Genomic DNA, 13561 nt, shown 5'->3' on the forward strand with positions numbered 1-13561 from the left:
CTTTTATTATTAAGTTTTGCTTGTAAATTGTATTTTTCCAATTTAAAATATCAATATGATTAAGAAGATCTGTTTATTTTTACTTTTTTCAGTATCTGTATTTGCTTATGGTATTTATGTAAATGAATCTGAATTTGCAACAGAAATAAAAATTGATAATATAAAACCTTTTATTTCAGAGATTACTAAAAGTGATAATAGTTTAATTATAAAACTTACAACTTCTGCCAAATTGTCTTCTATTAAAAAATTTCAAAACAAGTTTGTTGATAAATTGGAGGTTAAAGATGATAAAATGATTGTCAAATTTAATGATAATGTTGATTATTTTTATAGATATGATGATAATAATCTTTTACTTATATTTGCTCCAAGAAAAGAGATATCTGATATTAAGCTGAAATCGATAATTGAGAAACCCATCCTTAAAGCTAAATCCAAAAAAATCAAAGATGCTGATGCTGAAAAGGTTTTAGCAGAAGCTGATGAGTATGTTAATAATGGGCTTTATAACAATGCTATAACAAAATTATTAGACTTAATAAGCACACATAAAAATGATTTTTATGCACAAGAAGCCTATTATAAACTTGGTATGGTTTACTACAAGCTTGGAGAGGATGATCCAAAAAATTATTTGAAAGCGGCAGATTATTTAGCAGATTTTGCTTCGAAATTTCCTGACCATTATCTTGCTTCAGATGCTCTTTATTATTCGGCTTTGAGTAAAGAAAAAGCAGGGATGTATTATGAAGCTATATTTGATTATAAAAGGGTTATTTTAACTTATCCAAATACACTAAATGCAAAAAAGAGTTATTTTAAAATTGTAAATATATATGAAAATATTGGGCAATATGATAAAGCTATCAACGCATTAAAGGAATATTCTGATAAGTTTGAGGATAACTCTGTTGAGGTTTTAGCAAGGATTGGTAAACTATACTTTCTTTTAAAAGATATTGAATTGGCGAAAGAATACTTTATTAAGATTATTGATAAAAAAAATGATATTTTAAAACTCGGTCCAGATACACTTTTTGCTATTGCAAAAACATTTGAGGTGAAAGGGGAAATTGATTATGCGATAAATATTTATTCTAAGATTTATAATATTTATCCGGAAAGTAAATATGCTGACTTGGCAATGTACAACACAGCTCTGTTGATGGAAAAGAAGGGGAAAGATCGTCTAGCAGATAGTTTGCTGTTGGAATGTAAGGATAAATATAAAAATAGACAAGGTGGAGAAAAGGCAGCAATACATTATGCTGAAAAACATCTGAAAGAACAACCCACTGAATACTGGCTAGATTTTTTTAGTGATATTTTGTCTAAAAGTAGCGATGTAAACAATATGGCAAAAGCTAACAGATTGATAATTGAGTCTTTTTATTACTCAAAGCGTTATGATGAAGCATTAGCAAGTATAAAAGAGTTTGAAGCGAAGTTTTTTGATTCTTTAGAGTTAAATAGAGTTTACGATATTAAGCAAAAAATTTATTTAGAATATGCGAAAAGATTCTTGAAAGAAGGGAATTATAGCTTGAGTAAAAGCTATGTGGACAAATTATTACAAGAATTTCCAGATTCTAAATATAGAGTTGAGGCAGCAAAAATTAGCGAAAGTATTTCTCTTATTATTGTAAGGAAAGAATTTACTAATACAAAGTATGAAAAGGCGTTATCGTTAGCTCAAGATTATTTATTAAATCACAAAAGTATCTATTTTAAGACAGAATGGGATAAATTAATTGGTGATTTATATTACAGGCTTTATAAAAAAGCTTTGAAAGAAGGTAATGAAGTAAAGGCTGTTGCTTTGGCCAAAGAGTATATGGTTTATTATCCAAATGGTAAATATAAAGGGGAGTTTTTAGACTACATATTTAATTATTTAATGAAGATGACTCTGAACTATATCAAAAATGGTGATTATATTAAAGTTATAAAATTGTATTCTGATAATAGTGGTTGGATTAAGAAAATGAATAAATAGATCTGATATATCTGTTTTAAAAGGGTATTTAGCATTTTGTTATTTTAAGTTGGGTGATTATGAAGTATCAAAAAAGATATATAACGAGATAAAGGTGTATGATAATTCGATTGTAAATTTGTTAGGGATACTTTTTGGGGAGAAAGTTACTGAAGATAATGTTAATAAATTGTCAAAAAATGATTTAATGATTATTTTTGACGAATTAAATATAAATAAAAAGGATGATTTGATAAGGATTTTAAAATTTTATAAAAAAGATTTGGTTTTAAGATATGATTTACTTTTGAAAATTATTTACACATTAGATGGTGACAAAAAATATAATGAATTAAAAAAAGCCTATCAGAATTTATCCGCTTTAGGTATGGATTCCCAGTTTCCAAAAATTTACGAAGAGCTTGGCGTATTAGAATTTAACAAGAAAAATTATCAAGTAGCTTTAAATTATTTTAAAAAATATTTATCAACTGCTAAAAATAAAGAAGAGATACCAAAGGTTTATTATTATACAGCTAAAAGTTATTTACAGCTAGATGATAAAATGAATGCAGTTTATTATTTTGATAAATTGATTAAAGAGTATCCAAAAAGTTTTTATAAAAATCTTGCTGAGAAAGAGGTGAAAGAGTTACGGTGGATAGAAAAGATAAAAAAAGCGAGTTAGAACTTTTAAGCGAAGCTTTTAATGTTTTTAATACTGCGACTGAAAAATTACAAGATAGTTATCAAAAATTAAAAGAGGAAACAGAAAAGCTTAGAAGAGAGATTGAGGAGAAAAATAAACAACTTGAAGAAACTTCTTCGCTACTTTCATCAGTTTTAATGAGCACACAAAGTGCTATCGTTGCAATTTCCAAAGATAGAGAGATTATTTTGTCAAATAAAAAGTTTGAATACTTTTACTGTAAATATAAAGATGAATTTATAAACAAAATTTGTGAATATAGAGAAAATGGGTCTTATGAATTTGAAATTGGGAAATCGACATTTAGAGTTCATGTTGGCAATTTTAAACATTCAGATGTGGAGGGTTGGACGTATTCTATTGAAGATATTACTCATTTAAAAGAGTTAGAAGAAGAGCATAGAAGAGATGAACATCTAAAATCGATGGGGGTGATGGCTGCAAACATAGCCCATGAGATAAGAAATCCTCTTGGTAGTATTGAGTTGTTTGCCTCATTGCTTGCTAGAGATCTTAAAAATGATAAAGAGAAACGTGTATTGATTGATTCTGTATTGAAAGGGGTCAAAAGTATCAATAATACTATATCAAATATATTGCTATTTACAAAAGAAGTTACATTAAGCAAAAAAGAGTATTATTTGGCTGATATTGTTGATGATGTTGTTTTATATCTTAGACACTTAATGAATGATAAAAAAATCAAATTTATAAATAAAATAGATGATGATTTTAAAATTTACTGTGATAGTGAATTAATGAAGCAGGTTTTTATGAATCTTATTCATAATGCGATAGACGCTGTTGATGCAAATGGTGAAATTAGAATATATTGCAAACAAGAGGAAAAGTTTGACGTTATAGTTGTAGAAGATAATGGCTGTGGCATTGATGAAGAGTTTATAAAAAAAATATTTATCCCTTTTCATACATCAAAAACAAAGGGGACTGGACTTGGATTGTCAATTGTTTATAAAATTATTAAAGCTCATTCTGGTAATATATATGTTGAAAGTGATGGGCAAAGTTTTACAAGATTTATTATTAAGTTAGGAAGGTGTTAAGATGTCAGAGATAAAAAGGGTTTTAGTCGTTGATGACGATGATAATATGAGAAATGGATTAAAATTGACAATTTCAAGGATGGGTATTGATGTGGATGTAGCTATTGATGCAAATGATGGGTTTGAAAAGGCTATGAAAACAAATTACGATTTGATAATCTCTGATATAAAGATGCCAAAGATTGATGGGATTACATTTTTTAAGATGCTTAAAAATGCAGGAGTAAAGACCCCTTTATGCTTCATAACAGCTTATGCCACAGTGGAGACAGCTGTTGAGGCTTTGAAACTTGGTGCTTTTGATTATATTATAAAACCTTTTCCACCTGAAGTTATTGAAGAGCTAATAGAGAGAGTGTTTAGTATAAATAATCTTAAACAAGAGGATCATAACGAAGATAGAAAATATGTTTATAAAAGCCGGTATATGGCAGAAATATTTAATCTTGCATTAGATGTGGCAAGCTCTGATGCCACAGTTTTGATTACAGGCGAATCTGGGACAGGTAAGGAAGTTTTAGCTAAGTTTATACATGAAAATAGTCGCAGAAAAGCTAAACCTTTTGTGGCCGTAAATTGTGCTGCAATACCAGAAAATTTAGTGGAAAGTGAGTTTTTTGGATACGAAAAAGGTGCTTTTACTGGTGCTGAAAAGAGAAAACCAGGTAAATTTGAGATTGCTGATGGTGGGACAATTCTATTGGATGAAATAGGGGAGATCCCAATTAATCTCCAGGCTAAGCTTTTAAGAGTGTTGCAGGAAAAAGAGATTGAGAGGTTGGGAGGTTTAAAACCTATACCTGTTGATGTAAGAATAATTGCTACGACAAACAGGGATTTGCTTGAGGAAGTAAAAAAAGGGAATTTTAGAGAAGATTTGTATTACAGATTAAATGTAATAAACTTACATATTCCGCCACTTAGAAGAAGGAAAGATGATATTTTGCATCTTGCTGAGTTTTTCGTGGAAAAGTATTCAAAATTAAATCGTAAAAAGGCTAAAAATCTTAGTGAAGACGCCAAAAGTACTTTAGTTAATTATGATTGGCCTGGAAATGTAAGAGAGTTGGAGCATACTATAGAAAGGGCTGTGATATTATCCAAAGGGGATAAAATTACTTCAAAAGATTTGTTTTTGCATGGTTTGGTTTTTCATGAAGAATCTTTAGTTGAAGAAGTTAAAACAGTTGATAGTGATATAAGCAATGATGAAGACAGTAAAGAACCTGAAAAAATAAGTTTTACTAATACATTGAAAAATAGAAGTATAGCTGATGTTGAAAAGGAACTTATTTTAAATACATTAAAAGATGTTGGTGGGAATAGAACCAAAGCTGCTGAAATTTTGGGAATTACAGTTAGAACACTTAGAAATAAGTTGAAAGAATATAGAGAACAGGGTATCGATATTGATAAATATTTAAATGATTAGTTGAAATTTTAGATAAGAAACACTATCTTATAGTTGTTAAAATAAAATGAGGCCTTCATGGATATAAATAAAACATTTATTGGTAGACAACCTATACTTGATGTAAGTGGGAAAGTTTTTGGCTACGAACTTCTTTTTCGCAAAAGCGGTGTTTCTAGTAGTGCCGTAATAGATGATCCATTTAAAACTGTTATAGAGACTTTTTTAAATGCTTTGGAGCATTTTGGTATAGATGTGTTAGTTGGTAAGGGGTATGCTTTTATTAATGTTAATAAAGAAGTAATTATGTCACCTGTTATTGAACTTCTTCCTAGCACGAGAGTTATTTTAGAAATTTTAGAAGATGTTACTGTTGATGAGGAGTTAATAGATAGGATTGAAGAGCTTAGACTAGAAGGTTATATGTTTGCTCTAGATGATTTTGTATTAGAGAAAACAAATATCGATTCTTTAAAAAAATTAGAGCATTTAATCGATATTGTAAAAGTAGATATTTTAAACTTAGATGAATCTGAAATTATTAAAGTGACAAACCATTTGAAAAAGACTAATTTTTTACTACTTGCTGAAAAAGTGGAAACATTTGAACAATATGATTTATGTAAATTTTTAGGTTATGAGTATTTCCAGGGGTTTTATTTTGAAAAACCGCAAATTTTAGAGGCTCAAAAAATTGATCCAAAAAAGTTTGGGATTTTAAGGCTTATTAATCTAATAAATAAAAATGCAAGCATTAAGCAGATTGTAGATGCATTTGCTTTACAACCTGATCTGAGTATTAGTTTACTAAAATTTATAAATTCAGCTGCTTTTTTTCTAAGAAATGAAGTGAAATCTATTAGACATGCAATAAGTTTAATAGGGATGAGAAAGCTTTTGAACTGGTTGATTATGCTTAGTTACGTTTCGAAAGATGATTCAGGATTAGATTCACCACTATTTCAAATGGTAGCAGTAAAAGCAAAGACTATGGAAATTTTGTGTAATGATTATTTGAAAAAGTCTGATTGTGACAGTGCTTTTTTGGCTGGCTTATTGTCAAATATTGATGTGCTTTTTTCGATGCCAAAAGAGAAGTTGTTAAAAGAATTTGCTATTTCTGATGACATAAAGAAAGCTGTGCTTGATTACTCTGGTTATTTGGGTGAATTATTAAGAATAGTGGAACAGTCAGATAAAAATGAGGATGTGGAAGAAATAGAAAATTCACTTGGTTTAACTTTAGATAACATTATTGATGCAAAAATAAAAAGTTATAATTGGTTTTACAACCTTGTTAAAGAGTTTGCATAGACTTTATGATTAATTATTTTTTGTGGTAATTAGTTTTTTAAATAGTAATTGTGTAGCTAATTTACCACCTAAATATGGTGGAGAGTTTATTTTCTCTGAAAGGTTCAATTTATAATATTCACTATAATTTTCAAAAAAAACATTTAAAGAGTTTAATGCTTTAATAGGGTTTTCAATATTGTTAAAATTTAAATTATTTGGTAAGGTATTGTACATTTTATAAACACCAGTTACAACTTTTGTCATAAAATCCAAAAAATCTAAGAAATTTTCAGATACTTTTATAGGTGCATTTTTTACTTTTGCGTAAGACTTTATTTTTCCTACGTTATATATTTTCTTGTTACATTTATCTTCAATGCTTAAATTATCAAATTCAGTGTATGATTCCCAGTAGTTACCAGCTGAGCCAAAACCTCTAAAACCATTTCCGTAGATATTTATTGTAATTTTTCTTAATTTGCCACTTAGAACATAATAACAATTAATATGTTGTAAACTTTGCGGATTTATAATTTTATAACCAGCATTATTTAGTTCTTCTAAAAAACCTATTTTTGTTTGAAATAGAGCAATATTTTTTATTAAAGATTTAAATTCCTCAGATGGGCCAAAATTAGCAGGTTGTTTAACCTGTAAAAGTCCATCAAAATAGTCAATAGTAACATCATTAGTATTGAAATCTATCTTATTTACAAAAGGGGTAGTATTATCAAGTGGAACATTTAATTCTAATGGCTTGATTTGGGTAAAAGGAAGATTCCTGGTTGATTTAGATGCACAACCAAACATCATTAGTATTAAAAAGATTAAGAAAACAAACTTTTTAATAATATCTTTTGGCATTTTAATTTTGCAAAATTTAATCTCTTAGTTTTATGTCAAAAGCAAAATCTTTATTGTCTAAAAACCAGTTTACTGTATTTTCTAATCCTGTTTTGAGGTCTACCTTTGGTTCCCAGCCAAGAAGTTCTTTAGCTTTTGTGATGTCTGCCCAAGTGGCCATCATATCTGCTTTATGAAAATCTTTGTTAATTATTTTTGCTTTTTTACCGAGCAGCTCTTCAACATATTTAATCATATCTATCAATTTATTTGGGTTATTATTTCCAAGATTGATGATTTCATAACCAATCTCTTTTAAGGCTTTAACGGTACCATCAGCTATATCTTCAACATAGGTAAAATCTCTTGATTGCGAACCATCACCATAAACTATAATTGGTTCATCTTTATAAATTTGTGAAATGAATCTGAAGACACTCATATCAGGTCTACCTGCAGGACCATAAACTGTAAAATATCTTACAACAGACACATCGATACCATAAAAATAGTGGTAGGTGTATGCTGTAACCTCAGCTGATTTCTTTGAAGCTGCATAAGGAGAAATTGGAGTATTTACAGGTTTATCCTCAGTAAAGGGCATTTCTTGCCCAGCATAAAGACTTGATGTGGATGCCAAGACAAACTTATTTACACCATAATCTTTAGCAAGCTCTAATAGGTTTAATGTCCCTGTGGAATTTGTTTCAAAATAAACAAAAGGATTTTCTATACTGTATCTAACTCCAGCTCTAGCAGCAAGATTAATTATTGCATCAAATTTATGGTTTTGAAAAAGCACAGACAAACTGTCATAATTTGATATATCAAGTTTATAAAATTGGAAATTTTCGTTTTTAAGCAACTCGTTTTTTCTATATTCTTTCAATCTCACATCATAGTAATCGTTTAAATTATCTACTCCAATTACTTTGTGTCCGTCATTTAATAGTTTTTTAGCAGTAAAATAACCTATAAAACCTGCTGCACCTGTTAACAATATATTCATTTTAACCCCTCATGTTTTTTTATTGCTCTGTATCTTGTCCCAGTTGGTGTATCTAATAATTCTATCCCGAGAGATTCTAACTCATCTCTTATTTTATCGGCAAGTTCAAAGTTTTTGTTTTTCCTTGCGTTTGTTCTTTCTTCAATTTTTTTAATTAATTCACTTTCAGATATAGGTAAGTTTGAAGCAAACCATTCTTTAGGAGTTTTATTTATTATTCCTAGCACTTGATTTACTATTTTTTTAAAGTTGTTAGTAAGTTTTAGTATCTCTTCATAGGTTTCTTTAACAACTTTTTGATTGAGTAATCTGTTTATTTCTTTAATATAATCAAATATAGCAGCTAAAGCTTTTGCAGAGTTAAAATCATCATCCATACTTGTTTCAAATTCTTTTTTGAAATTTTCAAAGATTTTATTTGCTTCTTCTAAATAATTTTTCCCTTTTTTAGATACAACATAGTGTTCAAGATCATCTAAAAAGGTATAGATTCTATTTAAAGATTGCTCTGCTTCTACTAAATGATCAAATGAAAAGTCTATGGGGCTGCGATAATGTGTTGTTAAAAGAAAAAATCTTAATACTTCTGGGTCAAATTCTTTAATAATCTCTCTTATTGTAAAAAAGTTCCCAAGAGATTTTGACATTTTTTCTTTGTTAATATTTACAAAACCGTTATGAATCCAGTATTTTGCAAACATCTTTTCTTCTGCTGCTTCGCTTTGAGCAATTTCATTTTCATGATGAGGAAATATAAGGTCTTTCCCTCCACCATGAATATCAAAAGGAATTCCTAATAATTTTGCACTCATTACACTACATTCTATATGCCAGCCAGGTCTCCCTTTCCCCCACGGGCTTTCCCAGTATGGCTCATTTTCTTTACTTTTCTTCCATAGAGCAAAATCAAGAGGATTCTCTTTTCTTTCATCAACTTCTACTCTAGCACCTGCCAATAATTCATCTAAGTTCCTCTTGGAAAGTTTACCGTAATCTTTAAACTTTTCGACTCTGTAATAAACATCTCCGTCAACAACGTATGCATAACCTTTTTCAATCAATTTTTCGCATAGTTTAATCATTTCATCTATAAATTCTGTAGCTTTTGGGGTGAAATCAGGTGGCATAATGTTTAATTTTTCCATGTCATAATCGTGTTCTTTAATAAATTTTTCTGTTAGCTCTTTCCAGTGTATATTTTCTTCATTACTTCTTTTAATTATTTTGTCGTCAATATCAGTAAAATTTTTGACAAATGTTACATCGTACTCTTTATAAATAAGATATCTTCTGATTATATCAAAAACTACAGAGCTTCTTGCATGTCCTATATGGCAGTAGTCATAAACTGTTACACCACAGACATACATTCTAACTTTATTATCTTGAAGTGGAATAAATTCTTCTTTTTTACCTGTTAATGTGTTAAATATTATTAGCATTCTTAACCCCTTTGAACATTAGAATTTATCCTTTTAGTATATAAAACTTTTTTGTTTAATCAATCATTTTATGTTATGACATTTTATGAAATGCCCATCTGAAATTTTAATTTCTTCAAGTTCTTTATCACAAACCGAGCTATAATTTGGACATTTTTCAGCTAAAGGGCAATATGTATTATCTATTTTTCTGTGTGTGCTAAAATTTGTTAAATCTTTTGAAAGTAAAAGTTGTTTTGTATAAGGGTGCAGAGGCGATTTTATTATTTTATCAGTTTTGCCATGCTCTACAATTACCCCTTTATAAATAACATAAACATAATGACAAAGAAAGTAAACCACTGCTAAGTCATGAGAAATTAATAAAATACTTTTATTTTTTTCTATATTTAATTTTTTGAAAAGATTTAAAATTTCTGCTTGCACTGAAACATCAAGTGCACTGACAGGCTCATCACCTAATATTAACTCTGGATCAGTGGATAAAGCTCTTGCAATAGATATCCGTTGCCTTTGTCCTCCAGAAAATTGATGTGGATAGCGATATAAATGATCCTCTTCCAATCCAACAGATTTAATTAGCTGCTTGCAAATATTTTCGATTTCAACCTTTGATTTTGTTAGATAATTTTTTACGCCATCTTTCAGAGTACTTATAATTTTTAATTTTGGGTTTAAACTTGAGTAAGGGTCTTGAAAAACCATCTGAACATTTTTTCTAAACTCTTGATAAATTTCATTTATATTTTTATCTTTATAAAGAATTTTACCACTGTCAGGCTTATAAATGTCTGCTATTATTTTAGCGAGTGTTGATTTTCCGCTTCCTGATTCACCCACCAGCCCTACTACTTCTTTTGGATAAATTTTAAAATTTACATTTTTTAGAGCTTTAATGGAGAGCCTCTTTTTTGCAAAAAGGCTCTCGGTTACATTAAAACTTTTTTCAATGTTTTTGCATGTAATTAAAGGTGTTTTGCTCATTTTAGTTTTGGAATTTATAAACTATTTTTCCATTTTTAATAGTATAAATTGTAGCACCCTTTAATTTTTTGCCAAAAAAAGGTGAATTTGTTGATTTTGATTTATTTATTTTTTCATCAAAAATATACTCTTTGTTTATATCAATTAGAGTAATATCAGCTTTTTTCCTTTTTGCAATATACCCTCTATCATTTAATTTTAAAATCTGTGCAGGTTTATAAGATGTGAGCTCTACAAATTTTTTCATATCAATTTTGCCATCTTCTACCAATTTTAATGTTAAAGGGATTAATGTTTGCAAACCGGTAATACCAAAAGCAGCATTGTCAAACTCTACAAATTTTTCATCTTTATGATGTGGAGCATGATCTGTTGCAATAACGTCAATAGTCCCATCTTTCAATGCTTCGATAATTGCTTCCTTATCCTCTTCTGTTCTAAGTGGTGGGTTCATCTTATAATTTGTGTCATAGTCAGTTAGATAATCTTCAGTTAAGCTAAAGTGATGAGGTGCAGCTTCTGCAGTGACATTTATACCAAGACTTTTAGCCCATTTAATAAGTTCTACCCCCCCTTTTGTACTAACGTGTGCTAAGTGCATGTGAGCTTTGGTAAGTTTTGCTAGTAAAATGTCTCTTGCTATCATGATTTCTTCTGCTTCATCTGGTATCCCTTTTAGTCCAGTTAATGTAGAAATTTTGCCTTCGTTTATTACACCTTTACCTGCGAGGTTTTTATCCTCTGGATGACTGATAATAAAAGAGCCAAACTGAGAGGCATATTCTAACGCTCTTCTCATCACCTCAGAATTCATAACTGGAAGTCCATCATCAGAAAAAGCTATTGCCCCTGCTTCTAAAATGTCACCCATTTCAGTTAATTCTTCACCTTTCATCCCTTTTGTGATTGCTGCAACAGGGAATAAATCAATTAACCCTACCTCTTTTGCTTTATCAACCATGTATCTTGTGATTGAACTGTTATCGTTTACAGGTTTTGTATTTGCCATTGGAAGGCAGGTGGTTACCCCTCCAGCTACTGCTGCTTTGCTTCCTGACTCGATGTCCTCTTTGTATTCAAGGCCTGGATCTCTAAAATGTACATGCATATCTATCAAACCAGGAACTGCTATTAGATTGGAGCAATCAATAACTTCTGCGTCTTCTATGGATTCGTTTGTTACATCTTTAATAATTCCATTTTCTATTATTATATTTATTTCTTTTAATATATTGTCATAGTTTACTACTTTGCAATTTTTTAAAATCATTTTCATATTATTCCCCCTTTTTGTTTAATGATAAGAGATATAAAACAGCCATTCTCACAGCAACACCGTTTTCAACCTGATCTAAAATTACCGATTGTTTAGAATCTGCAAGTATTGATGGCAATTCAACACCTCTATTGATTGGACCTGGGTGCATAATAATTGCATCTTTTTTGGCAAGAGATAATAATATTTTATTTAAACCAAAAAATTTAGAATATTCTCTTAGTGATGGTAATAAAAGATTTGACTGTCTTTCTCTTTGGATTCTAAGCATCATAATCACATCTACATCATCTACAGCTTCTTCAATGGAACTACAAACTTTACAATTAAATTCGTTGAAATGCTCTGTGAGCATCGTTTTTGGTCCAAACAGTCTAACAGTTATACCTAATTTTGGCATCCCCCATAGGTTTGACCTTGCAACCCTACTGTGCTCTATGTCTCCAATTATTGCTACATTTAAACCTTCAAAAGTTTTTTTATGCTCTTTTATTGTTAGTAAATCAAGTAATGCCTGAGTTGGATGTTCATTTGTCCCGTCACCAGCGTTTACAACATTTGCTTTCGTATTTTCTGCTATAAATTTTACAGAACCAGAAAAAGCATGTCTTACTACAAAGATATCTGCATTCATAGATTCTATATTTCTAACTGTGTCAATAAGTGTTTCCCCTTTTGTGGTGCTGCTTGATGATGATGAAAAATTGATTGTGTCAGCTGATAATCGTTTTCCTGCAATTTCAAATGATGTTCTTGTTCTTGTTGAAGGCTCAAAAAATAGATTTACGATGGTTTTCCCTTTCAGTGTTGGAACTTTCTTCACATCGCGCTGATTGATTTCTTTAAATTTTTCAGCAGTTTCCAAAATGAAAAGAATTTCTTCTTTTGATAAGTCCTTTAGACCTATTAGGTCAGTTTTTGTAAAGCTCATGTCACCCTCACTTTATCATTTTACTTATACTAACACTATCTATTTCATCTATCTCTTTTAATTTTACATTGATTCTTTCATCGATGCTGGTGGGAACATATTTACCTTTAAAGTCTGGTTGGATAGGCAATTCTCTATGTCCTCTGTCAATAAGAACAGCTAAGATAATCTTTTTTGGTCTTCCATAATCTATGATAGCATCCAGTGCGGCTCTAACAGTTCTTCCTGTAAAGATCACATCATCTACTAAAATTATGTTTTTATTTTTTACATCAAAATTGATTTCAGTTCCTCTCAAAATTGGGAATTCTGATATTTCAGTTAAGTCATCTCTGTACAGAGTGATGTCTAAATATCCAATCTCTATATCAATATTTTTAAACTGTTTGATTTTTTCTTTTATTCTATCAGCAAGAATTGCACCTCTTCTTTTTATCCCTATGATTTTTGTGTTGTCAAAATCAGTACATTTTTCTAAGATCTGAAATGTTAGTCTTGTTAGCATGTTATCTAACTCATGGGCGTTTAAAATCTCTTTTTCGTAATTTTGCATCTTCACCTCCAGACAAAAAAAAAGCCTTCCGGTTCCCCAGAAGGCTAAAAGTCTTTACAAAATAT

12 protein-coding genes are annotated in these 13561 nt (G+C 29.8%); 5 read left to right on the forward strand and 7 right to left on the reverse strand.

What is annotated here, in order from left to right; all coding sequences use genetic code 11:
• Positions 1-55: 55 nt before the first annotated feature.
• From DEFDS_RS04180 to DEFDS_RS04200, 5 genes are read left to right on the forward strand one after another with little or no spacing between them, the layout of a single operon-like run.
• Positions 56-1999 (forward strand): tetratricopeptide repeat protein, encoded by a 1944-nt coding sequence (locus DEFDS_RS04180; protein WP_013007555.1) that lies wholly within the window; start codon positions 56-58, stop codon positions 1997-1999.
• Positions 2000-2048: 49 nt separating this feature from the next.
• Positions 2049-2666 carry a tetratricopeptide repeat protein gene (locus DEFDS_RS04185; RefSeq protein WP_013007556.1) on the forward strand — a complete coding sequence of 206 codons (618 nt, stop codon included), beginning with the start codon at positions 2049-2051 and terminating at the stop codon, positions 2664-2666.
• Positions 2636-3751 (forward strand): sensor histidine kinase, encoded by a 1116-nt coding sequence (locus DEFDS_RS04190; RefSeq protein ID WP_013007557.1) that lies wholly within the window; start codon positions 2636-2638, stop codon positions 3749-3751. Before DEFDS_RS04185 ends, DEFDS_RS04190 begins: the two co-directional genes overlap by 31 nt.
• Position 3752: 1 nt before the next feature.
• Positions 3753-5183 carry a sigma-54-dependent transcriptional regulator gene (locus DEFDS_RS04195; protein WP_013007558.1) on the forward strand — a complete coding sequence of 477 codons (1431 nt, stop codon included), beginning with the start codon at positions 3753-3755 and terminating at the stop codon, positions 5181-5183.
• A gap of 57 nt (positions 5184-5240) precedes the next feature.
• A complete protein-coding gene (locus DEFDS_RS04200; RefSeq protein ID WP_013007559.1) occupies positions 5241-6476 on the forward strand; it encodes an EAL and HDOD domain-containing protein in 1236 nt (411 codons plus the stop codon).
• A gap of 9 nt (positions 6477-6485) precedes the next feature.
• Here the strand turns inward: DEFDS_RS04200 and DEFDS_RS04205 are convergent, their stop codons facing one another.
• The 7 genes from DEFDS_RS04205 to pyrR form a co-directional block, all read right to left on the reverse strand.
• Positions 6486-7322: a hypothetical protein gene (locus tag DEFDS_RS04205; RefSeq protein ID WP_013007560.1), complete on the reverse strand. Its 837-nt coding sequence runs from the start codon at positions 7320-7322 to the stop codon at positions 6486-6488.
• A gap of 16 nt (positions 7323-7338) precedes the next feature.
• A complete protein-coding gene (locus DEFDS_RS04210; RefSeq protein ID WP_013007561.1) occupies positions 7339-8310 on the reverse strand; it encodes an SDR family NAD(P)-dependent oxidoreductase in 972 nt (323 codons plus the stop codon).
• Positions 8307-9752, reverse strand: a complete 1446-nt coding sequence (cysS, locus tag DEFDS_RS04215) for a cysteine--tRNA ligase (RefSeq protein WP_013007562.1) — start codon at positions 9750-9752, stop codon at positions 8307-8309. The genes DEFDS_RS04210 and cysS overlap by 4 nt, the downstream gene beginning before the upstream one ends.
• 63 nt (positions 9753-9815) lie before the next feature.
• A complete protein-coding gene (locus DEFDS_RS04220) occupies positions 9816-10736 on the reverse strand; it encodes an ABC transporter ATP-binding protein (protein WP_013007563.1) in 921 nt (306 codons plus the stop codon).
• Position 10737: 1 nt separating this feature from the next.
• A complete protein-coding gene (locus tag DEFDS_RS04225; protein ID WP_013007564.1) occupies positions 10738-12012 on the reverse strand; it encodes a dihydroorotase in 1275 nt (424 codons plus the stop codon).
• A 1-nt stretch (position 12013) separates the two neighbouring features.
• Positions 12014-12943: an aspartate carbamoyltransferase catalytic subunit gene (locus tag DEFDS_RS04230; RefSeq protein WP_013007565.1), complete on the reverse strand. Its 930-nt coding sequence runs from the start codon at positions 12941-12943 to the stop codon at positions 12014-12016.
• A gap of 7 nt (positions 12944-12950) precedes the next feature.
• Positions 12951-13496, reverse strand: a complete 546-nt coding sequence (pyrR, locus tag DEFDS_RS04235) for a bifunctional pyr operon transcriptional regulator/uracil phosphoribosyltransferase PyrR (RefSeq protein ID WP_013007566.1) — start codon at positions 13494-13496, stop codon at positions 12951-12953.
• Positions 13497-13561 lie beyond the last annotated feature (65 nt).

It is taken from the genome of Deferribacter desulfuricans SSM1, assembly GCF_000010985.1.
Classification (GTDB): domain Bacteria; phylum Chrysiogenota; class Deferribacteres; order Deferribacterales; family Deferribacteraceae; genus Deferribacter; species Deferribacter desulfuricans.

What these genes read in the sequence shown, in the direction of transcription:
- DEFDS_RS04200 (WP_013007559.1), top strand. Translation starts at nt 5,241, where the DNA reads ATGGATATAAATAAAACATTTATTGGTAGACAACCTATACTTGATGTA.
- DEFDS_RS04220 (WP_013007563.1), bottom strand. Translation starts at nt 10,736, where the DNA reads ATGAGCAAAACACCTTTAATTACATGCAAAAACATTGAAAAAAGTTTT.
- DEFDS_RS04195 (WP_013007558.1), top strand. Translation starts at nt 3,753, where the DNA reads ATGTCAGAGATAAAAAGGGTTTTAGTCGTTGATGACGATGATAATATG.
- DEFDS_RS04225 (WP_013007564.1), bottom strand. Translation starts at nt 12,012, where the DNA reads ATGAAAATGATTTTAAAAAATTGCAAAGTAGTAAACTATGACAATATA.
- DEFDS_RS04180 (WP_013007555.1), top strand. Translation starts at nt 56, where the DNA reads ATGATTAAGAAGATCTGTTTATTTTTACTTTTTTCAGTATCTGTATTT.
- pyrR (WP_013007566.1), bottom strand. Translation starts at nt 13,496, where the DNA reads ATGCAAAATTACGAAAAAGAGATTTTAAACGCCCATGAGTTAGATAAC.
- cysS (WP_013007562.1), bottom strand. Translation starts at nt 9,752, where the DNA reads ATGCTAATAATATTTAACACATTAACAGGTAAAAAAGAAGAATTTATT.
- DEFDS_RS04230 (WP_013007565.1), bottom strand. Translation starts at nt 12,943, where the DNA reads ATGAGCTTTACAAAAACTGACCTAATAGGTCTAAAGGACTTATCAAAA.
- DEFDS_RS04205 (WP_013007560.1), bottom strand. Translation starts at nt 7,322, where the DNA reads ATGCCAAAAGATATTATTAAAAAGTTTGTTTTCTTAATCTTTTTAATA.
- DEFDS_RS04210 (WP_013007561.1), bottom strand. Translation starts at nt 8,310, where the DNA reads ATGAATATATTGTTAACAGGTGCAGCAGGTTTTATAGGTTATTTTACT.